The organism is Citrobacter europaeus (assembly GCA_020099315.1).
Classification (GTDB): Bacteria; Pseudomonadota; Gammaproteobacteria; order Enterobacterales; family Enterobacteriaceae; genus Citrobacter; species Citrobacter europaeus.
The window spans coordinates 4,397,839-4,421,044 of the sequence record CP083650.1 but is presented as its reverse complement, the minus strand read 5'-3'; the positions used below and the strand labels follow the sequence as shown (position 1 = coordinate 4,421,044).

19 protein-coding genes and 1 other RNA gene are annotated in these 23,206 nt (G+C 50.0%); 12 read left to right on the top strand and 8 right to left on the bottom strand.

Going from position 1 to position 23,206, the window contains the following annotated elements; translation table 11 throughout:
- Positions 1-39 precede the first annotated feature (39 nt).
- A complete protein-coding gene (rsmI, locus tag LA337_20615; GenBank protein ID UBI15534.1) occupies positions 40-903 on the top strand; it encodes a 16S rRNA (cytidine(1402)-2'-O)-methyltransferase in 864 nt (287 codons plus the stop codon).
- A gap of 2 nt (positions 904-905) precedes the next feature.
- On the top strand, positions 906-1,967 hold the full coding sequence (locus tag LA337_20610; protein UBI15533.1) for a Fic family protein: 1,062 nt from the start codon (positions 906-908) through the stop codon (positions 1,965-1,967).
- Here the strand turns inward: LA337_20610 and LA337_20605 are convergent.
- From LA337_20605 to garD, 8 genes are all read right to left on the bottom strand, one after another.
- Positions 1,964-2,737 carry a DeoR/GlpR family DNA-binding transcription regulator gene (locus LA337_20605; GenBank protein ID UBI15532.1) on the bottom strand — a complete coding sequence of 258 codons (774 nt, stop codon included), beginning with the start codon at positions 2,735-2,737 and terminating at the stop codon, positions 1,964-1,966. The two genes, LA337_20610 and LA337_20605, sit on opposite strands and share 4 nt — an antisense overlap.
- A 111-nt stretch (positions 2,738-2,848) precedes the next feature.
- Positions 2,849-3,892 (bottom strand): galactitol-1-phosphate 5-dehydrogenase, encoded by a 1,044-nt coding sequence (gene gatD, locus LA337_20600; GenBank protein UBI15531.1) that lies wholly within the window; start codon positions 3,890-3,892, stop codon positions 2,849-2,851.
- Between the two features lie 44 nt (positions 3,893-3,936).
- Positions 3,937-5,310 (bottom strand): PTS galactitol transporter subunit IIC, encoded by a 1,374-nt coding sequence (locus LA337_20595; protein UBI15530.1) that lies wholly within the window; start codon positions 5,308-5,310, stop codon positions 3,937-3,939.
- Between the two features lie 4 nt (positions 5,311-5,314).
- A complete protein-coding gene (gatB, locus tag LA337_20590; protein ID UBI15529.1) occupies positions 5,315-5,599 on the bottom strand; it encodes a PTS galactitol transporter subunit IIB in 285 nt (94 codons plus the stop codon).
- 29 nt (positions 5,600-5,628) lie between these two features.
- The gene (gene gatA, locus LA337_20585; GenBank protein ID UBI15528.1) at positions 5,629-6,093 is read right to left on the bottom strand and encodes a PTS galactitol transporter subunit IIA; all 465 of its coding nucleotides are present in this window, start codon (positions 6,091-6,093) and stop codon (positions 5,629-5,631) included.
- Between the two features lie 14 nt (positions 6,094-6,107).
- A complete protein-coding gene (gene gatZ, locus LA337_20580; protein ID UBI15527.1) occupies positions 6,108-7,379 on the bottom strand; it encodes a tagatose-bisphosphate aldolase subunit GatZ in 1,272 nt (423 codons plus the stop codon).
- A gap of 132 nt (positions 7,380-7,511) precedes the next feature.
- On the bottom strand, positions 7,512-8,366 hold the full coding sequence (locus tag LA337_20575) for a tagatose bisphosphate family class II aldolase (protein ID UBI15526.1): 855 nt from the start codon (positions 8,364-8,366) through the stop codon (positions 7,512-7,514).
- 178 nt (positions 8,367-8,544) lie between these two features.
- Entirely contained in the window at positions 8,545-10,116 is a 1,572-nt protein-coding gene (gene garD, locus LA337_20570) for a galactarate dehydratase (protein ID UBI15525.1), read from the bottom strand.
- 403 nt (positions 10,117-10,519) lie between these two features.
- On the opposite strand from garD, the gene garP reads away from it, so the two are divergent.
- From garP to pflB, 10 genes are all read left to right on the top strand, one after another.
- On the top strand, positions 10,520-11,854 hold the full coding sequence (gene garP, locus LA337_20565) for a galactarate/glucarate/glycerate transporter GarP (protein ID UBI15524.1): 1,335 nt from the start codon (positions 10,520-10,522) through the stop codon (positions 11,852-11,854).
- A gap of 15 nt (positions 11,855-11,869) precedes the next feature.
- Complete coding sequence (gene garL, locus LA337_20560) at positions 11,870-12,640, top strand: 2-dehydro-3-deoxyglucarate aldolase (protein UBI15523.1); 771 nt, start codon at positions 11,870-11,872, stop codon at positions 12,638-12,640.
- A 30-nt stretch (positions 12,641-12,670) separates the two neighbouring features.
- Positions 12,671-13,561, top strand: coding sequence for a 2-hydroxy-3-oxopropionate reductase (garR, locus tag LA337_20555; GenBank protein UBI15522.1), 891 nt, complete (start codon positions 12,671-12,673; stop codon positions 13,559-13,561).
- Between the two features lie 65 nt (positions 13,562-13,626).
- Positions 13,627-14,772: a glycerate 2-kinase gene (gene garK / locus LA337_20550; GenBank protein UBI15521.1), complete on the top strand. Its 1,146-nt coding sequence runs from the start codon at positions 13,627-13,629 to the stop codon at positions 14,770-14,772.
- A gap of 32 nt (positions 14,773-14,804) precedes the next feature.
- Positions 14,805-15,181, top strand: an RNA gene (rnpB, locus tag LA337_20545) — RNase P RNA component class A.
- A 1,076-nt stretch (positions 15,182-16,257) separates the two neighbouring features.
- Positions 16,258-17,196 carry a transcriptional regulator TdcA gene (gene tdcA / locus LA337_20540; GenBank protein UBI15520.1) on the top strand — a complete coding sequence of 313 codons (939 nt, stop codon included), beginning with the start codon at positions 16,258-16,260 and terminating at the stop codon, positions 17,194-17,196.
- Positions 17,197-17,294: 98 nt separating this feature from the next.
- A complete protein-coding gene (gene tdcB, locus LA337_20535) occupies positions 17,295-18,284 on the top strand; it encodes a bifunctional threonine ammonia-lyase/L-serine ammonia-lyase TdcB (GenBank protein UBI15519.1) in 990 nt (329 codons plus the stop codon).
- A 22-nt stretch (positions 18,285-18,306) separates the two neighbouring features.
- Positions 18,307-19,638: a threonine/serine transporter TdcC gene (gene tdcC, locus LA337_20530; GenBank protein ID UBI15518.1), complete on the top strand. Its 1,332-nt coding sequence runs from the start codon at positions 18,307-18,309 to the stop codon at positions 19,636-19,638.
- A gap of 31 nt (positions 19,639-19,669) precedes the next feature.
- On the top strand, positions 19,670-20,878 hold the full coding sequence (tdcD, locus tag LA337_20525; protein ID UBI15517.1) for a propionate kinase: 1,209 nt from the start codon (positions 19,670-19,672) through the stop codon (positions 20,876-20,878).
- A gap of 28 nt (positions 20,879-20,906) precedes the next feature.
- Positions 20,907-23,201 (top strand): formate C-acetyltransferase, encoded by a 2,295-nt coding sequence (gene pflB, locus LA337_20520; GenBank protein UBI15516.1) that lies wholly within the window; start codon positions 20,907-20,909, stop codon positions 23,199-23,201.
- Positions 23,202-23,206: the final 5 nt, after the last annotated feature.

The following is a 23,206-nucleotide window of genomic DNA, read 5'->3' as shown; positions in this document are numbered from 1 at the left end:
CTCAATGCTCAATATTAAATCGGCAATACGGACGACACAATGAAACAACACGAATCGGCGGATAATTCTCAAGGCCAACTCTTTATTGTACCTACTCCTATAGGAAATTTGGCTGATATTACCCAACGAGCGCTCGAAGTTTTACAAGCCGTTGATTTGATTGCCGCTGAAGATACTCGTCATACAGGGCTATTGTTACAACACTTCGCGATTAACGCGCGATTGTTCGCCCTGCATGACCACAACGAGCAGCAAAAGGCCGAAACGCTGGTGGCAAAGCTCAAAGAAGGGCAAAACATTGCGCTGGTTTCCGATGCCGGAACGCCGCTGATTAACGATCCCGGCTACCATCTGGTGCGCACCTGTCGCGAAGCGGGGATCCGCGTTGTTCCCCTACCAGGCCCTTGCGCGGCGATTGCTGCCCTGAGCGCTGCTGGTCTGCCTTCAGACCGCTTTTGCTATGAAGGTTTTCTGCCTGCCAAATCGAAAGGGCGTCGTGATGCGATGAAAGCCATTGAGGCCGAACCACGTACGCTCATTTTTTATGAATCCACCCACCGTTTGCTGGATAGCCTGGAAGACATGGTTGCCGTCTGGGGCGAATCCCGCTATGTGGTGTTGGCGCGTGAGTTGACCAAAACCTGGGAAACTATTCACGGCGCACCGGTTGGCGAACTGCTGGCGTGGGTCAAGGAAGATGAAAACCGTCGTAAAGGCGAAATGGTGCTGATCGTCGAAGGGCATAAAGCGCAAGAAGACGACCTTCCTGCCGATGCGCTCCGTACATTGGCCCTATTGCAGGCAGAACTGCCGCTTAAAAAGGCCGCCGCGCTGGCCGCTGAAATCCATGGCGTGAAGAAGAATGCATTGTACAAGCACGCGCTGGAACAGCAGGGGGAGTAAGAGTGAGCACCTACCAACCACCTTTCGTCGTCACTCCATTGATCCTCAATCAAGTCATTGAAATTGGTGAATTGATGGGGCATTGGGCAGCGATGGCTGGTAGGGCATCTCCTCTTTTGCGTAAAGAGAATCGTATTCGCACGATTCAGGCCTCTTTAGCGATTGAGCATAATTCGTTGACGACGGAACAAGTCACCGCGCTGATGGAAGGAAAACGTATTCTGGCGCCTGCTAAAGACATACAGGAAGTGAGAAATGCGATTCTGGCCTATGAAAAGATGTCGGAATGGAAAAGTGGAAAATTATCCGATCTTTTACAGGCACATCGGGTCCTTATGCTCGGTCTGGTCGATAATCCAGGCCAGCTACGTGCTGGAAATGTTGGTGTTTACAGGGAAAAACAGCTGATTCATATGGCTCCTCCGGCCTCACAAGTTTTACGTTTGATGAATGATCTACTGGGCTGGTTAAAAACGACAGAACTCCACCCACTGATTGCTGGTGCTGTTTTCCATTATGAGTTTGAATTTATTCATCCTTTTGCTGACGGTAATGGACGGATGGGACGTCTATGGCAGACATTAATCCTCCGTGAGTGGCGATCAGAATTGGCGTGGTTACCGGTAGAGACACTGATCCACTACCAACAGGACCGCTATTACCAGGTATTAGGGCAGTGCGATCGACAAAGTAGCTGCACGCCATTTATAGAGTTTATCCTGGAAAATATCATCTCTGCTTTGCAAGAGGGATTGGGAAAATCATCAACTCTGTCGGAAGAAATGTCGGAAGAAATGTCGGAAGAAATGTCGGAAGAAATGTCGGAAGAAATGTCGGAAGAAATGTCGGAAGAAATGTCGGAAGAAATGTCGGCTGATTTACTGGATATAGAAAAACGCATTCTACAAATCTTGTCGCATCAGCCGGGCAGATCCGCCAAAAGTATCGCTGATGAGTGTGAAATCTCAGCCCGAACCGTAGAGCGCTATTTGAAAGCGTTGCAGCTAAAAGGCAAACTGCAACGCGTTGGCGCGACAAAAGGGGGGATGTGGCGGGTTGTTTAAACGACCAGCAGTTCGACGCCTGTCTTAACCAGCGCAGATTTATCTTGTTTGCTGATGCTGTCGTCGGTTATTACGCAGTTAATCTTCTCCATTGGAAGTACCTGATTAAAACCACGTCGGTTAAATTTTGTCGCATCCAGTACGGCAATGACCTTATGTGCAGCAGCAGCCATCACGCTACTAATCGAATAACCTTCGTTGAATGTCGTAATACCATTAGTGGCATCAATCCCGTCAGCGCCCACGAACATCAGGTCAGCGCTTATTCCTTGCAGGGAACGTTCAGCGATAGTGCCATGCATTGAATGAGTTTTGTGGCGCACCGTGCCTCCGCAGACGACCAGCGTAATGTCTTTGTTTTCAGATAATGTAAACGCAGCGGGCAGGCTATTGGTAATAACGGTGATGTTACTTTTTCGGTTTAGCGCCTCGGCGATCAGTAGGGTCGTGCTTCCGCTATCCAGAATCACGGTCATTCCTTCCTCGACCATTGCTGTAGCAGCCTGAGCGATCCGCTTTTTAGGATCGCTGGCAAGCTGATACCGATCTTCTAATAATACTTCCTGATTGTCACCTTCAGCCAGATGGCTTCCAGGTTTTGCCGCACCGCCATGAAAACGGGTGACCAGACCCTTCTCTTCTAATAACCGCAGGTCGGCGCGAATGGTTACTTCAGAAATACCAAAGGTATTCGAAAGGTCCATTACCAGTACGCTACCTTGCGTATTAATCAGGTCGACAATTTTATTCCTTCTCTCAAATGAGTTCATATTGATTTGCCTGATAATTTGACTATCACTAGTTTAATCGAAGGATTGCGAAAGGTGAACGCTAAATTTCGAAAGTAAATGTGAGCCAGCGCAGGTTGCTGGCTCGTGAGGTCAGGAGAGTTTAAGTAGAATTTTCCCCTGCATCGGCGCGCCATTAAGTGATTTGACCGCGCTGGCAAAGCTCTCGGTATCACCGCTGTGGGCAATTAACGGTTCAAGCTGCAAGCGCTTTTCCGTGAGTAAACGGGCCGCGGTTTCCCACTCTTCTCCAGGCCACGGGCTGGAATAATTCATCCAACTGCCAAGAATGGTTAATTCTTTACGCAATATTTGCCCAAAAATACCTGAAGCCAACGCCAGATCGTGATGCAACGTACCGACTAACGCCAGTTGAGCACGAGGTCCGGCAATTTCGATCGACAGCGTCACAGTTTGCGGGGTTCCTGCAGTCTCCAGGACGAGTTGATCAAATTGAATGTTCTCCAGACCAGCGTGGATCTCAGTCGCACTCATCTCCCTACTGTTAAACACATAGGTTGCCCCCAGTTCTTTTGCTAACGCCAGCTTTTGTGGGTTGATATCAATCGCCGTGATACTTTTTGCGCCGAGTTCGCGAGCACATTGCATTGCCAGTAAACCGATGGTACCTGCTCCAACGATGATCACGTTTTTGCCTTCACACCCCTGAGCGAGATGAAAAGCATGCAGGCCAACGGTAATGGGCTCAATGAATGCGCCATCATCAATCGGCATTTCTGAAGGTAATCGGAACAGGTTGGCGCGTTTTACGACCACATATTCTGCGTTTCCACCTTCGCTGCGCGAGCCGACAAACTGATATTGCTTACATAATGAGAAGAATCCTCGCTCGCACTGAGGGCAGTGGAAGCAGGGGAGTAATGGAACGCAGGCAACAGCATCGCCGGGTTGTAAGTCGGTAACTGCTGCACCGTAGGACTCAACATAGCCGCTGAACTCATGCCCCAGCGTTATCGGATAATAGTGAGCGCCATGATTAAATATACGGGGAATATCCGAGCCACAAAGCCCTGAACTAACTACCTTGACCAGTACATCTTCATCAGCCTGTAGTTGCGGAATGGGACGTTCTTCAACGCGTACGTCGCCCTCAGCGTGAATCACCACTGATTTCATAAATGTCTCCATAAATGTGAAGGGGAGCAAATGCTCCCCAGAAATTAAGATGCGGTCTGGCTTTCCGTTATGGCTGCTGCTTTTTCAGCCGCCACAAAATTACGTGCCCGACGCCATGTCAGTAGTACACCCAACAGATAAATCGCAGCGATAATGATGAAGCCCACTACGTTCTGCCAGGTAAAGAGCTGAATCAACAGCCAGGTGATTGGGGAACCGCCCTGATCCATCGATGCAACCATGCCACCGGCTTTCAGTGCGCCTGCATTGGCGGCAAGCTGGGTATGTAGACCAATAGTTTGCGTGGCTATCCATAGGGTGATACCCATGATGATGACGCCGGAGATCAGCGTACGGAACAAGTTCCCCTGATGAACGGCTACCGCCATGGCAACAAAGAAACCAATGGTCGCGAGATCGCCGAATGGCAGTACCTGATTACCTGGTACCAGGACGGCAATCAGAATAGTCAGCGGAATAAAGATCAGGCTGGCGGAAACCACCGACGTATGGCCGAGCAGTAGCGCAGGGTCCAGACCGATTAGGAACTCCTGTCCGCCAAATTTTGCCTGCAGGCGTTTACGGGCATGTTTAGCGATAGGAGTTAGGCCATCCATAATCGGTTTAATGACACGCGGCATGAGCAACATAACGGCAGCCGTTTTCACCGCCAGTTGCAGCACAGCTTTAACGTCATACCCAGCTAGCATGCCGATAACTAATCCCATCACAAAGCCAACGGTTACAGGTTCACCGAAGGGGCCAAAACGTTTTTGTACATCATCTGCACTAAAATGAATGCGGTTCAGTCCCGGGATTTTTTCAATGATCGTATCTACCAGGACTGCTATAGGGCCCAGGTACGCCGAGGAACCGTGAGGAATGGCAATGCCTTCCAGACCAAAAAAGTCACGCGTGTCTTTGGCAAACCAGTCGCCTAGTTTGTAGACGAAGGCTGCATGAACTACCACGCCGAGAATACCCAGCCAGTATGAACCGGTCGCCAGATGCAACATGGCACCGGTAAACGTCATATGCCAGATATTCCAGATATCGACGTTTACTACGCGAGTCATGCGGGTAACCAGCATCAGGATATTGACCCCAATAGCGACAGGAATTGCAATTAATGCAATTTGTGAAGCCCAGGTCATTGGTGATGAACCCGGCCAGCCGACATCAATGACATGCAGGTTGATTTGAAACTGTTCCGCCATCGCTTTTGCGGCAGGGCCGATAGAGTCAAGCATCAGGCCAATGACCAGGCCGATCCCGACAAAGCCAATACCAATATGCAGGCCGGATTTAAAACAATCCCCGAGCTTCATTCCCAATAATTTTGAGAAGATGATGATCACTAACGGCAGCATAACCGTTGGACCTAAGTCGAGGATATAACGCATTATTTCGCTAAACATGGCGTTACCCCACGAGGATAGTCAGTATTTTTTGCTGCAACGCTTCGATACCCACGCCTGAGACAAAAGGCATGCCGTGAACGACCGGGATATCGCCAAACGTACGGTCAACGCGGGCTGTGGTACAAATAAGATCCGCGCCATCCATATAGGTTTCGATTTCTGTTACCCGGCACTGAACCAGGTCGAGTTGGATATTGTTGGCTTCACAGAGTTCTTTAATTTCTTCAGCTGCCATTGTTGAAGTTGCTACAGCACCGCCACAAGCCACAATTACTTTACGTTTCATAGGGTATTCCTTTTATTATCAGTATCTTTTCAAGCCTGTGCGCAGGGCTCAGTCTCAAGGATTTTTTCCCGAAACAGCATTGCCAGTTCTGCATCGGGCGCATTCAACAATGCTTCAATGGTGTTCGGGTTTTGTAGCTCACTAAACAGACGACGCAGGAGCTTCAGTTGCGCCGTTGGGTTCTCAACAATCAGGGCAATAATTAAAGAGACGGCTATCTCTTCGTCATCATCCGCTTGTTGAAAGTTGACCGGTGTATCCGGGCGAATCAGATAGATTGCAGGCGATTTCGCATGAATAGCTTCACAATGCGGAATCGCGACGGCATGACGTTCCAGCGCTATTCCGGTTGGAAAAGTTGCTTCACGCTCAATCAGGGCCTGCGGATAGCTTTCATACACGACCCCTTTGGCCAGCATCTCCTCTCCAATATGTGTCAGCGCATGCTGACACGAGCTAAAATCAATACCTGTTCGAACAAAAAGTTGGCTCATATATTCTCCAGATTTCAGGCACTTGCTGGTGCGCAACCAAAGCGATAGGCGCGCAGAACGTCCTGGATTTTGTCGATAATCAGATTATGTGGTGTGGCGGTTAACGTCCCTTCAGTCAGGCGTTCAAATTGCACGGGCATAAACTGGCTAATGAGTCCCAGTGGTAAAGCAACGTCATTAAGGTTGGTGATTAATTTCTCTACACTTTGACGAATGCGAGGATGCGGCCAGTAGTAACGAATACGGTCGGAGAGGCTGAAGTGAATATCGACCATCGCCTGGCTCCAGGTTGGACGATAGTATTTTTTCCAGTAGTCCGGTTCATTCAGCATAACTTCGTCAATTACTTCCATAACCCGGCTCCGCTGCTCTGGAGAAACCAGTTCATTTTCCATTTGCGCTAGCGCAAAAATGGCTTCACGCAGCGCGAAGGTCAGCGCTGGACCCACTTTTAAAATTGCATAGTGATCGCGTACCAGGGCGCGGTATGCCTGGCGGGTTTGATAATCTGTAGAATGCGCTTCATAAACCATTGGAGTTTCTTTAATCCAGGCTGAAAGCGCTTCTGCAGCCTGTGGCTGATAATGAATGATCTGAGTGTGATCGAATTCGACGCCGGGTTGGACAACAATAGCGATCACGCGAGTTAGCGCTTCTTCAAGTCCTAATGCTCTAAAGGCAATTTGATGGGTTTCCAGTGTACGGGCGGCATCTTCTTCGCGTGTGACATGAACAGTGCCAATGGTACTGGCTTCGCCACCGGGAACAGGAACCTCAGTACCAATCACATAAGTCAGTTGGTGTTTCTGTTCTTCGGTTGCCGTAGCTTCTGCGGCCTGGCAAAGTACGGCAGCTCGCTGAGCAACAACCATCGGATCCAGCGGCGTGGGATCGTCAGCACAGGACATTGAAGCATCGAGGTGGATTTTGCTGAACCCTGCGGCAACGTAGGCTTTAATTAAGGCTACGGATTTCTCCATCGCTTCCGCCGCAGGTTCATTTTGCCAGCAGTTAGGACCGAGGTGATCGCCACCCAGGATCAGTCTTTCACGAGGGAAACCAATCTCTTGTGCGATGCCATAGACAAAATCACGGAAATCGGCGGGTTTCATTCCGGTATAACCACCAAACTGATTAACCTGATTAGACGTCGCTTCGATCAGAACTTTACTATCCGTGTCGAGATCAAAACGTAATGCGGATTCAATGACCAGCGGATGTGCTGAACAAACCGAACAAATACCTAAATGCTCACCTGCTTTATGACGAGAGATTATTTCTTTCACTTCTATCTCCGATATCTTTTGTTTATCTTCATAATATTTTTGGATTGAAGGCAAAGGGTAAAAGCGACTTTCGTGATCCAGCTTTAAAACAGACCTTTGTCAGAATCCGTACAAATCAAATAAATCAATAGGTTACAATTTTCCTTCACAGCCGCAATCGGCAATGACTTTACGCACCACCTCTTTCATGGCGGCTTTTGCTGGCATCATGTAATGCCGTGGGTCATTTGCATTGGTATGTGTACTCAGATAAGTTTTGAGTGCGCCAGAAAAGGCGATTTTGAGTTCGGTCGCGACGTTCACTTTGCAGACCCCTAAAGAGATAGCGCACTTAATATCATGTGTTGGCAGGCCGGATGCGCCATGTAAAACAAGTGGAATATCAACGCGCTGACGAATTTCTGCTAGTCGTTCAAAATCAAGTTTAGGTTCAGCACTATACAAACCATGGGCTGTGCCGATCGCGACAGCCAGTGAGTCGATACCGGTTTTTTCCACAAACTCCCGAGCCTGTTCTGGGTGGGTATAAAGCGCATCTTTTCCGTCCACGATCAGGTCATCTTCTTGTCCACCCAGTCGTCCCAGCTCAGCTTCAACGCTTACGTCATAGCGGTGGCAGTAGTCAGTTACGTGCTTAACTAATTCAATGTTGTCGGCAAACGGCAGATGTGAACCATCGATCATGACAGAGCGAATACCTGTAGCGACTTTCGCTTTAATATCGGTGGCACTTTCGTGGTGATCGAGATGGATGGCGAGAGGATGGTTCCAGCTTCTTGCCAGTTCACTGGCGATAGCAACGATGTTACCGACCCCGGCATAACTAAAAGTGCCTGGTGTGCCGGCGACGATCAACGGAGAGCGTAGTTCGGCTGCTGTTTCCACGACAACCTGTAGGGTCTCCAGGTTGTGGATGTTAAAAGCCGGTACGGCATAGCCTTCTTGCTGCGCCTTCTTCAGCATCATTTTGCTTGAGATGATAAACATACTTCCTCCGAAGTCTTTCGATTTCTTTCTTCGAAATAAAGTATAGGGTTTCGTAATGTTTTTTTGTGATTTTGATCTGATAAATGAAAGTTTCGAAAGAAAAGGGAGGGTTGCGAAAGTTATAGCGAAAAAAAAGGCATGTCAGAAGACATGCCCTTGAAGAAAATATTGCGGACAATCAGGTCACTGGCGCTGGGTTAAACACCGCCAGTTGGTTGTGCAGCCCCCACTGATCTGAGAAGGTTTTCTTACGTCCGCTGGCGACGTCGAGAATAAACTCGAACAGTTTCAGACCCACGTCTTCAATGGTTTCTTCTCCGGTGGCGATGGTGCCTGCGTTGATGTCCATCAGGTCAAACCAACGGTTGGCCAGCTCAGTACGCGTCGCCATTTTTATCACCGGCACGGCCATCAGGCCGTACGGCGTACCGCGACCGGTGGTGAACACCTGTACGGTGATCCCGGAAGCGACCTGCTGCGTACCGCAAACAAAATCACTGGCGGGGGTTGCGGCGTAAATCAGACCACGTTTGGTTGGACGCTGACCCGGCGACAATACTTCGACAATGGCGCTCTTGCCGGACTTGGCAATAGAGCCCAGCGCTTTTTCCACCACATTTGCCAGACCGCCTTTCTTATTGCCCGGAGAAGGGTTGGCGCTGCGATCCGTTTTGCCCATATCCAGGTAGTTATCGTACCAGGCCATCTCTTCGAGCAGGCGTTTACCTACTTCTTCGTTAATCGCCCTTGGGGTCAGAAGGTGGATGGCATCGCGCACTTCGGTAACTTCAGAGAACATCACAGTCGCGCCGCAGCGTACTAACAGGTCGGAGGCATAACCCACCGCCGGGTTGGCCGTCACGCCAGAAAATGCATCGCTGCCGCCGCACTGCATGCCGACCACCAGTTCTGATGCCGGGCAGGTTTCACGCTGTCGCTGATTGAGTTTTGCCAGATGGCGTTCGGCCACCTGCAAAATATCGGCAACCATCGATTGAAAGCCAATGTGCTTTTCATCCTGCAGGCTGACGACGCTGGCGCTGTCGACCGGAATACTTTTCACATCGTGCGTACCTTCGAGCAGGCGCTCTGGCTGTAGTTTTTCACAACCGAGGCCGATGACCATCACTTCACCGCCAAAATTCGGGTTAAGCGCAATATTGTGAATGGTGCGAATCGGCACAATGGCGGCTGGGGCATTGATCGCCACGCCGCAGCCGTACAAGTGATTGAGCCCCACCACGCCATCAACGTTCGGGTATTTGGGCAACAGATCGCGCTCAATGATTTTCACCACATAATCCACCACACCCGCCACGCAGTGCACACTGGTCGAGATGCCGAGCAGATTCTTGGTGCCGACGCTACCGTCAGCATTGCGGTAACCTTCGAAGGTATAGCCCTCCAGAGGCGGCAGCGGCTCTGGCACTTTGGTTGCCAGCGGCAGCGTCTCCAGCGGTGGAGCTTTGGGCAGTTCAACCATTGATTCATCAATCCAGCTGCCGCGTGGGATATCGCGAACGGCATAGCCTATCACTTCGCCATAACGCACAATTTCGCCGTGAACAGGAATATCCAGTAGCGCCACTTTATGGCCCTGGGGAATATGTTCAATGAGTTCCAGTCCGTCCGGAAAACGCGTCCCGGCTTTCAGACCATTGTCATTGACAATTATCGCCACATTATCTGTTTCGTGAACTTTAATATAAAACGCCGTTGGCGATTCTTGTCTGATTTCGATGTCGGCCATTGTCCAGTATTCTCCAACAAGGTGGTGATAATAGTGTGAATATTTATATTTTGAATCTAATTGTAAGTAATAAAGATTCGATATCGTGAAATAAGAATGTCAGGAGTTTAATGCCAAGAATGTGACGATGATCACTTAAACTCAGCAAGGCCGGGCTACCAGGGGCAGCAATACGTAAATGTGTGCATTAGCGCCCATGCGTGTGGGCATATGCCCAAAACATTAATTTAATAACGCGTTATAAATGAGCGCTTGCACAATGATTAACGTTACGCTGCTGATTATACTGAATCACGGTTTTATAGCGTCTGATAAATTATTATGTGTTCTAATTATCAGTAATTTATCACCAGGAATATCTACTCAATAATAATAAAAATTTAATGTACCCGAGGTAATTAGAATGATTCTGGATACAGTTGTCGAGAAAAAGAAAGGTACGCACACCCGTTATTTAATATTGCTGATAATATTTATCGTTACCGCCGTTAACTATGCGGACCGTGCGACGCTATCTATTGCCGGCACGGAAGTAGCGAAAGAGTTGCAGCTCAGCGCCATCTCTATGGGTTACATTTTCTCCGCCTTCGGCTGGGCTTACCTGTTGATGCAAATCCCCGGTGGCTGGCTGTTGGATAAATTCGGCTCGAAGAAAGTCTACACATACAGTCTGTTCTTCTGGTCACTGTTCACCTTCCTGCAAGGCTTTGTGGACATGTTCCCGCTGGCCTGGGCGGGTATTTCAATGTTCATCATGCGCTTTATGCTGGGCTTCTCGGAAGCGCCGTCCTTTCCGGCGAATGCTCGTATCGTGGCGGCCTGGTTCCCGACGAAAGAGCGCGGTACGGCATCCGCAATTTTTAATTCCGCGCAGTATTTTTCTCTGGCGCTGTTTTCTCCGCTGCTCGGCTGGCTGACCTTCGCCTGGGGCTGGGAGCACGTGTTTACCGTAATGGGCGTGATTGGTTTTGTGCTCACCGGGCTGTGGGTAAAGTTTATTCATAACCCAACCGATCATCCGCGTATGTCGCAAGAAGAACTGAAGTTTATCTCGGAAAACGGCGCGGTCGTGGATATGGACCACAAAAAGCCGGGCGATGTGAAGTCAGGTGGTCCTAAACTGCATTATATCAAGCAGTTGCTCACTAACCGTATGATGCTTGGCGTGTTCTTCGGCCAGTATTTTATCAACACAATTACCTGGTTTTTCCTCACCTGGTTCCCGATTTACCTGGTACAGGAAAAAGGCATGTCGATCCTCAAAGTAGGCCTGGTAGCTTCGATTCCGGCGCTGTGCGGATTCGCCGGTGGTGTGCTTGGTGGCGTGTTCTCTGATTATCTGATTAAACGTGGCTTCAGTATCACACTGGCGCGTAAGCTGCCGATTGTGCTCGGCATGCTGCTCGCGTCGACCATTATTCTGTGTAACTACACCGATAACACCACACTGGTGGTCGCACTGATGGCGCTGGCGTTCTTCGGCAAAGGCTTCGGGGCGCTGGGATGGCCGGTGATTTCCGATACCGCGCCGAAAGAGATTGTCGGTCTGTGCGGTGGGGTATTTAACGTATTTGGTAACGTGGCTTCCATCGTCACTCCGCTGGTGATTGGGTATCTGGTGAGCGAGCTGCACTCATTTAATGCTGCGCTGATGTTTGTAGGGTGTTCGGCGCTGATGGCAATGGTTTGCTACCTGTTTATTGTCGGTGACATTAAACGTATGGAATTGCAGAAATAAACAAAGGTATAGGCGATGAATAACACGATTTTCCCGAATAAGTTTAAAGCGGCCCTCGCGGCGCAACAGATTCAGATTGGCTGCTGGTCTGCATTAGCCAGCCCAATCAGCACTGAAGTTTTAGGCCTGGCGGGGTTTGACTGGCTGGTGCTGGACGGCGAACACGCGCCGAACGATATCTCGACGTTTATCCCGCAATTGATGGCGCTGAAAGGCAGCGCCAGCGCACCGGTAGTGCGCGTACCGACCAACGAGCCGGTAATCATCAAGCGCCTGCTGGATATCGGGTTTTACAACTTCCTGATCCCGTTCGTTGAGACGGAAGAAGAGGCGGTAAACGCCGTGGCATCGACCCGCTATCCGCCGGAAGGTATTCGCGGCGTGTCCATATCCCATCGCGCCAATATGTTTGGCACCGTACCGGACTACTTTGCGCAATCGAATAAGAACATCACGATCATCGTGCAGATCGAAAGTCAGCAGGGCGTTGATAACGTTGACGCAATCGCGGCGACAGAAGGCGTCGACGGTGTCTTCGTCGGCCCAAGCGATCTGGCTGCGGCGCTAGGCCACCTTGGCAATGCGTCGCATCCTGATGTGCAGAAAGCTATCCAGCACATTTTTGCCCGCGCGAAAGCACATGGCAAACCAAGCGGCATTCTGGCCCCGGTAGAGGCGGATGCACGTCGTTATCTGGAGTGGGGCGCGACGTTTGTTGCCGTTGGTAGTGACCTTGGCGTGTTCCGTTCAGCCACGCAGAAACTGGCTGATTCTTTTAAGAAATAACCACCATCGACAGTAGAGAGAGATAAAGACATGACAATGAAAGTTGGTTTTATTGGCCTCGGTATCATGGGTAAACCAATGAGTAAAAACCTCCTCAAGGCAGGTTACTCGCTGGTGGTTGCTGACCGTAACCCGGAATCCATTGCACAAGTGATTGCCGCAGGCGCAGAAACCGCCGCCACGGCGAAAGAAATTGCCGAGCAGTGCGACGTGATCATCACCATGCTGCCGAACTCTCCGCATGTGAAAGAAGTGGCGCTGGGTGAAGGCGGCATTATTGAAGGGGCGAAGCCGGGCACAGTGCTTATCGACATGAGCTCCATCGCGCCGTTAGCCAGCCGTGAAATTAGCGATGCGCTGAAAGCAAAAGGCGTGGATATGCTGGATGCGCCGGTCAGCGGCGGCGAGCCAAAAGCGATTGACGGCACGTTGTCGGTGATGGTTGGCGGTGATAAAGCGATCTTCGACAAGTACTACGATCTGCTGAAAGCGATGGCAGGCTCCGTGGTGCATACCGGTGAAATTGGCGCGGGTAACGTCACCAAGCTGGCGAATCAGGTCATTGTGGCGCTGAACATTGCCGCGATGTCTGAAGCGCTGACGCTGGCGACCAAAGCGGGTGTGAACCCGGATCTGGTGTATCAGGCGATCCGTGGCGGGCTGGCGGGAAGCACCGTGCTCGACGCGAAAGCACCGATGGTGATGGACCGCAACTTTAAACCAGGCTTCCGTATTGACCTGCATATCAAAGATCTGGCGAATGCGCTGGATACCTCTCATGGCGTTGGCGCCCAGTTGCCGCTGACTGCTGCAGTTATGGAGATGATGCAGGCGCTCCGCGCAGATGGATTGGGGACAGCCGATCACAGCGCGCTCGCATGCTACTACGAAAAACTGGCGAAAGTGGAAGTCACTCGCTAACAAGAAGGGCGCGGATGCGCGCCCTGTATTTCTTGCCTTGCGCGGCACAGTCAGGCTACATAACTATGAAAATCGTAATTGCCCCAGACTCTTATAAAGAAAGCCTTTCTGCCACCGAGGTAGCTCAGGCGATAGAAAAAGGATTTCGGGAAATTTTCCCCGATGCGCAATATGTTTCTGTTCCGGTTGCCGATGGCGGTGAAGGAACGGTCGAAGCCATGATTGCCGCGACGCAAGGGAGTGAACATTCAGCATGGGTGACGGGGCCGCTGGGCGAAAAAGTGAATGCCTGCTGGGGCATGTCCGGGGACGGTAAAACCGCGTTTATCGAAATGGCGGCAGCCAGTGGTCTGGCGTTGGTTCCTCCTGAAAAGCGCAACCCTTTAGTCACTACGTCGCGTGGCACCGGGGAGTTGATTTTGCAGGCGTTGGATAGCGGTGCGCAGAGCATCATTATAGGCATTGGCGGCAGTGCGACTAACGACGGTGGCGCGGGTATGGTGCAGGCGCTGGGGGCGAAACTTTGCGATGCCAACGGGACAGAGATTGGCTACGGTGGCGGAAGCCTGATGAGTCTGAATACTATCGATATCTCGGGTCTGGATCCGCGCTTAAAAACCTGTTCCATTCGCGTGGCCTGCGATGTGACTAATCCACTCATTGGCGATTCTGGCGCTTCGCGCATTTTTGGACCGCAGAAAGGGGCAACGGAAGAACGCATTCTCGAACTGGACCGTAATCTGTCTCACTATGCTGACATTATTAAAAAGTCTCTGCGAGTTGATGTGAAAGACGTGCCCGGCTCCGGTGCGGCTGGCGGAATGGGCGCAGCGTTAATGGCTTTTTTAGGCGCGGAGCTGCGCAGCGGTATCGAGATTGTGACCCAGGCGCTCAATCTGGAAGAGCATATTCACGACTGTACGCTGGTGGTGACCGGCGAAGGGCGGATCGACAGCCAGAGCATTCACGGCAAAGTACCGGTGGGTGTGGCGAACGTCGCGAAGAAGTACCACAAGCCAGTCATTGGTATTGGCGGCAGCCTGACGCGCGATGTAGAGGTGGTGCATCAATATGGTATCGATGCGGTGTTTAGCGTATTGACCAGCATCGGCACGCTGGAAGAGGCCTTCCGTGGGGCATTTGATAATATTTATCGCGCTTCAAGAAACATCGCCGCCACGTTGGCGATAGGAATACGCAGTGCGGGGTGACATTGCTCCGCAAACCCTCTATACTGCGCGCCGAAGCTGACCAGACAGTCGCCGCTTCGTCGTCGTCCTCTTCGGGGGAGACGGGCGGAGGGGAGGAAAGTCCGGGCTCCATAGGGCAGGGTGCCAGGTAACGCCTGGGGGGGAAACCCACGACCAGTGCAACAGAGAGCAAACCGCCGATGGCCTACGCAAGTGGGATCAGGTAAGGGTGAAAGGGTGCGGTAAGAGCGCACCGCGCGGCTGGTAACAGTCCGTGGCACGGTAAACTCCACCCGGAGCAAGGCCAAATAGGGGTTCACAAGGTACGGCCCGTACTGAACCCGGGTAGGCTGCTTGAGCCAGTGAGCGATTGCTGGCCTAGATGAATGACTGTCCACGACAGAACCCGGCTTATCGGTCAGCTTCACTCTTTATAAAACCCCGCTTCGGCGGGGTTTTTGCTTTCTGGGCAGGTTGGATGAATGACTGTCCACGACGCTATGCTCAAAAGAACGCGGCTTATCGATCAGCTTCACTCTTTATAAAACCCCGCTTCGGCGGGTTTTTGCTTTCTGGGCAGGTTGGATGAATGACTGTCCACGACGCTATGCTCAAAAGAACGCGGCTTATCGATCAGCTTCACTCTTTATAAAACCCCGCTTCGGCGGGTTTTTTGCTGTATGAGCTGGTTGTCATGCCTGATGGCGCTACGCTTATCAGGCCTACTGGGATGGGTGGAACTGGTTTGGTAGGCCGGATAAGGTGTTTACGCCGCCATCCGGCAAATATTTTCCTGATAGTATTGCGATTGGTTTACCCCGAATCTGGCGTTTTATTTTCCATTCATCTAATCTTTATTTAGTTCTTATTTATGTTGCTGGCTTCTTTTATAAGAGGAAATGTCTCTCGGGATATTTCTTGTTTTGTGATGGACAACACAAAACGCTATGCGATACGTTTTTTCCGAGAATAATCACGCGCAATCGATCGCTATCACAAAATTAGTTGCTGACAAAGTGCGCAAAACAAGTGTTATAATAATGTTACGTATGGTGATGGTTTGTTTTCATTGTTTTAAATATTGATAAATGCAATGTTTCTTTACAAACAAATAAGGCCAAAAAACGTGATGCATAACGTTATTTAATCACTATAAACAATAAAATCAAATTATTTTTGATAAATTGCTTATTAAATTTAAGCACCGTTTTGCCTGATAATTACTCTGTAATTGATTGAAATATAGCCTTTCATGGATTTAAGAAATAGCAGGGAAAATGATGTCGTTATAGCCATAAAAAATCGTTATCCCCCCATCTTTTTTTGATTAAAGTCAGGATAAAGTGAGATCAATATTTCATATCTATATGATTATTAAGTGATTTCAATTTTCATAATAGTCTTACAAAATGTAAGTCAAGGGGATTTGTGAGTGGTAGCACATATCCTTGTTCGCTTAATTTGGTACACTTCCTGCCGTCAACAAAGTAATTAGCGTAGGTCGATATGAATACTATTACACTCCCTAAAACACAGCACTTAGTGGTCTTTCAGGAAGTCATTAGAAGTGGTTCTATCGGCTCAGCTGCAAAAGAATTAGGTTTAACTCAACCGGCTGTCAGCAAAATCATTAATGATGTAGAAGCTTATTTCGGTATTGAGTTAGTTGTACGTAAAAATACTGGTGTGACATTAACTCAGGCAGGTCAGGTGATGCTCTCATGGTCTGAATCTATTACCCGTGAAATGAAAAACATGGTTGATGAGATGAACAGCATGACGAGCAACGCGGTCGTTGATGTGTCGTTTGGCTTTCCTTCACTGATTGCCTTCACCATCATGTCCGGCATGATTAAAAAATTCAAAGAAGTGTTCCCGAAAGCGCAGGTTTCTATGTATGAAGCTCAGCTCTCCTCCTTCTTACCGGCGATTCGTGACGGACGTCTGGACTTCGCCATCGGTACGCTGAGTGATGAGATGAAACTGCACGATCTGCACGTTGAGCCGCTCTTTGAGTCAGATTTTATCCTGGTCGCCAGCAAGTCCCGAACATGCACCGGCATCACCTCGCTGAGCGCGTTGAAAAACGAACAGTGGGTGTTGCCACAAACGAATATGGGTTACTACAGCGAACTTCTTACCACGTTACAGAATAATGGCATCAGCAGTGAAAACATCGTTAATACAGACTCCGTCGTTACGATTTATAATCTTGTTCTCAGTGCTGATTTCTTAACAGTAATTCCCTGCGATATGACCACACCGTTTGGCTCAAACCAGTTTATTACTATCCCGGTAGAAGAAACCTTACCCGTCGCGCGTTATGCCGCCGTATGGTCGAAAAATTATCGAATTAAAAAAGCAGCATCTATTTTGGTGGAATTAGCCAAAGAATATTCATCATATAATTGTCGGAGACGAAGGCAATTAATTGAAATTGATTAAAGATTGAATTTGTTTTAACACGAAATCAACGCCATCTGTCTATATCTGACAATGGTCACGGCTATCTATTTACTTTAATACCCTAGTAAGAGGTTCTAATGCACATTACATACGATCTCCCAGTTGCAATTGAAGATATCCTCGAAGCGAAAAAAAGACTGGCGGGGAAAATTTATAAAACGGGAATGCCTCGCTCTAACTATTTTAGTGAACGTTGCAAAGGGGAAATTTTCCTCAAGTTTGAAAACATGCAGCGTACCGGTTCATTTAAAATCCGTGGCGCGTTTAACAAGCTCAGTTCATTAACCGAAGCTGAAAGATGTAAGGGTGTGGTGGCTTGCTCTGCAGGTAACCATGCGCAAGGCGTTTCTCTCTCCTGCGCTATGCTCGGAATCGACGGCAAAGTGGTGATGCCGAAAGGCGCGCCGAAGTCTAAAGTTGCTGCAACCTGTGATTATTCCGCAGAAGTTGTGCTGCATGGCGACAACTTCAACGACACCATCGCTAAGGTTAGCGAGATTGTGGAAACGGAAGGCCGTATCTTTATTCCGCCATATGATGACCCGAAAGTCATTGCAGGTCAGGGGACTATTGGTCTGGAAATTCTGGAAGATCTGTACGATGTCGATAACGTGATTGTGCCAATTGGCGGTGGCGGACTGATTGCTGGTATTGCGGTGGCAATTAAGTCTATTAACCCGACCATTAAAATTATTGGCGTGCAGTCTGAAAACGTTCACGGCATGGCGGCTTCTTTCCACGCTGGAGAAATAACCACGCACCGAACGACCGGCACCCTGGCGGATGGTTGTGACGTTTCCCGCCCGGGTACTTTAACGTATGAAATTGTTCGTGAGTTGGTGGATGACATTGTCCTGGTCAGCGAAGATGAAATTCGCAACAGCATGGTGGCATTAATTCAGCGAAATAAAGTTGTGACTGAAGGTGCCGGCGCGCTGGCATGCGCAGCATTATTAAGCGGGAAATTAGATAGCTATATCCAGAACAGAAAAACAGTCAGCATTATTTCTGGCGGTAATATCGACCTTTCTCGTGTATCTCAAATTACTGGTTTAGTTGACGCTTAATATACTTCGTTGAGGATAGGATATGAGTACTACTGATAGCATTGTATCCAGCCAGACAAAACAGTCGTCCTGGCGCAAATCGGACACCACCTGGACACTGGGTTTATTTGGTACAGCCATCGGCGCAGGGGTGCTGTTCTTCCCTATCCGCGCAGGTTTTGGCGGACTGATCCCCATTCTGATCATGCTGGTGCTGGCATACCCCATTGCCTTCTATTGCCACCGTGCGCTGGCACGCCTGTGTCTTTCCGGTTCTAATCCTTCCGGTAACATCACAGAAACGGTTGAAGAGCACTTTGGTAAAACGGGCGGCGTGGTTATCACGTTCCTCTACTTCTTTGCAATTTGTCCGCTGCTGTGGATTTATGGCGTCACCATTACCAACACCTTTATGACCTTCTGGGAAAACCAGTTGCAGATGCCCGCGTTAAACCGTGGCTTCGTGGCACTGTTCCTGCTGCTGCTGATGGCATTCGTCATCTGGTTCGGTAAAGATCTGATGGTTAAAGTGATGAGCTTCCTGGTATGGCCGTTTATTGCCAGCCTGGTGCTTATTTCTCTGTCTCTGATTCCTTACTGGAACTCTGCGGTTATCGATCAGGTTGATCTCAGCAATATCGCACTGACTGGCCATGACGGCATCCTGGTTACCGTGTGGCTGGGTATTTCCATCATGGTGTTCTCTTTCAACTTCTCACCTATCGTTTCTTCCTTCGTGGTGTCTAAACGCGAAGAGTATGAGAAAGATTTTGGTCGCGAGTTCACCGAGCAGAAATGTTCTAAAATCATCTCTCGCGCCAGTATGCTGATGGTTGCCGTGGTTATGTTCTTCGCCTTTAGCTGCCTGTTCACGCTGTCTCCGGCAAACATGGCGGATGCGAAAGCGCAAAACATTCCGGTACTTTCTTACCTGGCGAACCACTTCGCTTCACTGTCCGGTACGAAGTCCACCTTCGCGACCGTTCTGGAATACGGTGCTTCAATCATCGCACTGGTTGCTATCTTCAAATCTTTCTTCGGCCACTATCTGGGCACGCTGGAAGGACTGAACGGTCTGGTGCTGAAGTTTGGTTACAAAGGCGATAAAACAAAAGTTTCTGCCGGCAAACTTAATACCATCAGCATGATCTTCATCATGGGCTCCACTTGGGTTGTGGCTTACGCCAACCCGAACATCCTGGACCTGATTGAAGCAATGGGCGCGCCGATTATTGCCTCTCTGCTCTGCCTGCTGCCGATGTACGCCATCCGTAAAGCGCCATCACTGGCGAAATACCGTGGCCGTCTGGATAACGTGTTTGTTACCGCGATTGGTCTGCTGACCATCCTGAACATCGTCTACAAACTGTTTTAATCCTTAAGCTCAGGATGAGCGGAGTAGTGAAATGAATGAGTTTCCGGTAGTACTGGTTATTAACTGTGGTTCATCCTCCATTAAATTCTCAGTGCTGGATGCAGCAAACTGTGACGTTTTAATGGCGGGAATTGCAGACGGTATTAACTCTGAAAATGCGTTCATAGCAATTAATGGAGGAGAGCCAGCTAAGCTGGCTCACCACAGCTACGAAGACGCATTAAAAGCAATTGCCGTTGAACTGGAGAAACGTAATTTAATGGACAGCGTGGCCTTAATTGGCCACCGCATTGCCCACGGCGGAAATATCTTTACCGAATCAGCAATTATTACTGAGGAAGTTATCGACAATATTCGCCGGGTATCGCCTTTAGCGCCGTTACATAATTATGCGAACCTCAGTGGGATCGAGTCCGCTCAGCACCTTTTCCCAGGCGTGCAGCAGGTCGCGGTATTTGATACCAGCTTCCACCAGACGATGGCTCCTGAGGCCTATCTGTACGGTTTACCGTGGAAATATTTTGAGGAGTTGGGCGTTCGTCGTTACGGTTTCCACGGCACGTCGCACCGCTATGTTTCTCAGCGAGCGCATGAGCTTCTCGAGCTGCAACATGATGACTCAGGTCTGGTTGTGGCGCACCTGGGGAACGGCGCGTCAATCTGTGCGGTACGTAACGGACAGAGCGTTGATACCTCAATGGGCATGACGCCGCTGGAAGGGCTGATGATGGGCACACGCAGCGGCGACGTCGATTTCGGCGCGATGGCGTGGATTGCCAGCGAAACCAACCAGACGCTGAGCGACCTTGAGCGTGTAGTGAATAAAGAGTCCGGTTTACTGGGTATTTCCGGTTTGTCCTCTGACTTACGTACGTTAGAAAAAGCCTGGCACGAGGGACATGAGCGTGCGCAGTTGGCGATTAAAACGTTTGTGCATCGTATTGCACGTCATATCGCCGGACATGCCGCATCACTGCATCGTCTTGATGGGATTATTTTCACCGGTGGAATAGGTGAGAACTCGGTATTAATTCGTCGTCTGGTTATTGAACACCTCGCCGTTTTAGGGGTGAATATCGATAGCGAGATGAATAGCCTGCCAAATTCCCATGGCGAAAGAATTATCTCTAATAAAGATGCTCGTGTTATTTGTGCGGTAATTCCCACAAATGAAGAGAAAATGATTGCGCGTGATGCCATTGCGTTAGGCAAAATTAATACACCAGTAGAATTTGCATAATTAATTTTCAGCAGAGAGATTATTTTTCATGAAGGTAAATATCGATACCAGCGATATGCTGTATGCCGAAGCCTGGAATGGCTTTAAAGGTACGGACTGGAAAGAAGAAATTAATGTCCGTGATTTTATTCAGCACAACTATACGCCTTATGAAGGGGATGAATCTTTCCTCGCCGAAGCTACGCCTGCGACCACTGCGTTGTGGGAAAAAGTCATGGCGGGCATCCGTATTGAAAACTCGACGCACGCGCCGGTTGATTTCGATACCAATATTGCCACCACGATAACCGCTCATGATGCGGGTTATATTGAACAAGAACTGGAAAAAATCGTCGGTTTGCAAACGGATAAGCCGCTCAAGCGTGCTCTGCATCCGTTTGGCGGCATCAACATGATCAAAAGCTCTTTTGATGCTTATGGTCGTGAGATGGATGCTGATTTTGAATACCAGTTTACTGAACTGCGTAAAACCCATAACCAGGGCGTATTCGACGCCTACTCTCCGGATATGCTGCGCTGCCGTAAATCCGGCGTGCTGACCGGCCTGCCGGATGGTTACGGTCGTGGTCGTATCATCGGTGATTATCGCCGCGTCGCGCTGTACGGTATCCGCTACCTGGTGCGCGAGCGTGAACTGCAGTTTGCCGATCTCCAGTCTAACCTGGAGTGGGGCCAGAATCTTGAAGCCACGATTCGTCTGCGCGAAGAACTGTCTGAGCACCGCCGCGCTCTGCTGCAAATGCAGGAAATGGCGGCGAAATACGGCTGCGATATCTCCCGTCCGGCGCGTAATGCGCAGGAAGCGGTGCAGTGGGTGTACTTTGCTTACCTGGCTGCGGTGAAATCGCAGAACGGCGGCGCTATGTCGCTGGGCCGTACCGCATCGTTCCTCGACATCTACATTGAGCGCGATTTCAAAGCGGGTATCTTAAACGAGCAGCAGGCGCAGGAGCTGATCGACCACTTCATTATGAAGATCCGTATGGTGCGCTTCCTGCGTACGCCGGAATTCGACACGTTGTTCTCAGGCGACCCTATCTGGGCGACCGAAGTTATCGGCGGCATGGGGCTGGATGGCCGCACGCTGGTGACGAAAAACTCGTTCCGTTACCTGCATACGCTGCACACCATGGGCCCGGCGCCTGAGCCGAACCTGACTGTACTGTGGTCTGAGCAGCTACCGATTGCCTTCAAAAAGTACGCCGCCCAGGTGTCTATCATCACTTCATCTTTGCAGTATGAAAACGACGATTTGATGCGCGCCGACTTTGACAGCGATGACTATGCCATTGCCTGCTGCGTCAGCCCGATGGTTATCGGCAAACAAATGCAGTTCTTCGGTGCGCGTGCAAACCTCGCCAAAACGTTGCTGTACGCAATCAACGGCGGCGTGGATGAGAAACTGAAAATCCAGGTCGGCCCGAAAACGGCGCCGCTGATGGATGACGTGCTGGACTACGACACGGTGATGGAGAGCCTGGACCACTTTATGGACTGGCTGGCCGTGCAGTACATCAGCGCGCTGAACATCATCCACTACATGCACGACAAGTACAGCTACGAAGCTTCGCTGATGGCGCTGCACGATCGTGATGTCTATCGCACGATGGCCTGTGGTATGGCGGGTCTGTCCGTGGCGGCGGATTCTCTGTCGGCTATCAAATATGCTCGCGTGAAACCGATTCGCGATGAAAATGGTCTGGCCGTTGATTTCGAAATCGAAGGCGACTATCCGCAATACGGCAACAACGACGAGCGCGTAGACAGTATTGCCTGCGACCTGGTCGAACGCTTTATGAAGAAAATTAAGGTGTTGCCAACCTACCGTAACGCGGTGCCAACGCAGTCTATTCTGACCATCACCTCCAACGTGGTGTACGGACAGAAAACCGGTAACACGCCGGACGGACGTCGCGCTGGTACGCCGTTTGCGCCAGGGGCTAACCCGATGCACGGCCGCGATCGTAAAGGTGCGGTGGCGTCGTTAACGTCGGTCGCCAAACTGCCGTTCACCTATGCCAAAGACGGTATCTCGTACACCTTCTCCATTGTGCCGGCTGCACTGGGCAAAGAGGATGGGGTGCGTAAAACCAACCTGGTCGGTCTGCTGGACGGTTACTTCCACCATGAAGCGCATGTGGAAGGCGGGCAGCATCTGAACGTTAACGTTATGAACCGTGAAATGTTGATGGATGCCATTGAGCACCCGGAAAACTATCCGAACCTGACGATCCGCGTGTCTGGCTATGCGGTGCGCTTCAACGCGCTGACCCGCGAACAGCAGCAGGATGTTATTTCACGTACTTTCACCCAGGCGCTCTGACGCCG

Excerpts from the sequence above, each read along its gene's own strand:
- rsmI (UBI15534.1), top strand. The coding sequence starts at position 40 with ATGAAACAACACGAATCGGCGGATAATTCTCAAGGCCAACTCTTTATT.
- LA337_20605 (UBI15532.1), bottom strand. The coding sequence starts at position 2,737 with ATGAACTCATTTGAGAGAAGGAATAAAATTGTCGACCTGATTAATACG.
- gatD (UBI15531.1), bottom strand. The coding sequence starts at position 3,892 with ATGAAATCAGTGGTGATTCACGCTGAGGGCGACGTACGCGTTGAAGAA.
- LA337_20595 (UBI15530.1), bottom strand. The coding sequence starts at position 5,310 with ATGTTTAGCGAAATAATGCGTTATATCCTCGACTTAGGTCCAACGGTT.
- gatB (UBI15529.1), bottom strand. The coding sequence starts at position 5,599 with ATGAAACGTAAAGTAATTGTGGCTTGTGGCGGTGCTGTAGCAACTTCA.
- gatA (UBI15528.1), bottom strand. The coding sequence starts at position 6,093 with ATGAGCCAACTTTTTGTTCGAACAGGTATTGATTTTAGCTCGTGTCAG.
- LA337_20575 (UBI15526.1), bottom strand. The coding sequence starts at position 8,366 with ATGTTTATCATCTCAAGCAAAATGATGCTGAAGAAGGCGCAGCAAGAA.
- garD (UBI15525.1), bottom strand. The coding sequence starts at position 10,116 with ATGGCCGACATCGAAATCAGACAAGAATCGCCAACGGCGTTTTATATT.
- garP (UBI15524.1), top strand. The coding sequence starts at position 10,520 with ATGATTCTGGATACAGTTGTCGAGAAAAAGAAAGGTACGCACACCCGT.
- garL (UBI15523.1), top strand. The coding sequence starts at position 11,870 with ATGAATAACACGATTTTCCCGAATAAGTTTAAAGCGGCCCTCGCGGCG.
- garR (UBI15522.1), top strand. The coding sequence starts at position 12,671 with ATGACAATGAAAGTTGGTTTTATTGGCCTCGGTATCATGGGTAAACCA.
- garK (UBI15521.1), top strand. The coding sequence starts at position 13,627 with ATGAAAATCGTAATTGCCCCAGACTCTTATAAAGAAAGCCTTTCTGCC.
- tdcA (UBI15520.1), top strand. The coding sequence starts at position 16,258 with ATGAATACTATTACACTCCCTAAAACACAGCACTTAGTGGTCTTTCAG.
- tdcB (UBI15519.1), top strand. The coding sequence starts at position 17,295 with ATGCACATTACATACGATCTCCCAGTTGCAATTGAAGATATCCTCGAA.
- tdcC (UBI15518.1), top strand. The coding sequence starts at position 18,307 with ATGAGTACTACTGATAGCATTGTATCCAGCCAGACAAAACAGTCGTCC.
- tdcD (UBI15517.1), top strand. The coding sequence starts at position 19,670 with ATGAATGAGTTTCCGGTAGTACTGGTTATTAACTGTGGTTCATCCTCC.
- pflB (UBI15516.1), top strand. The coding sequence starts at position 20,907 with ATGAAGGTAAATATCGATACCAGCGATATGCTGTATGCCGAAGCCTGG.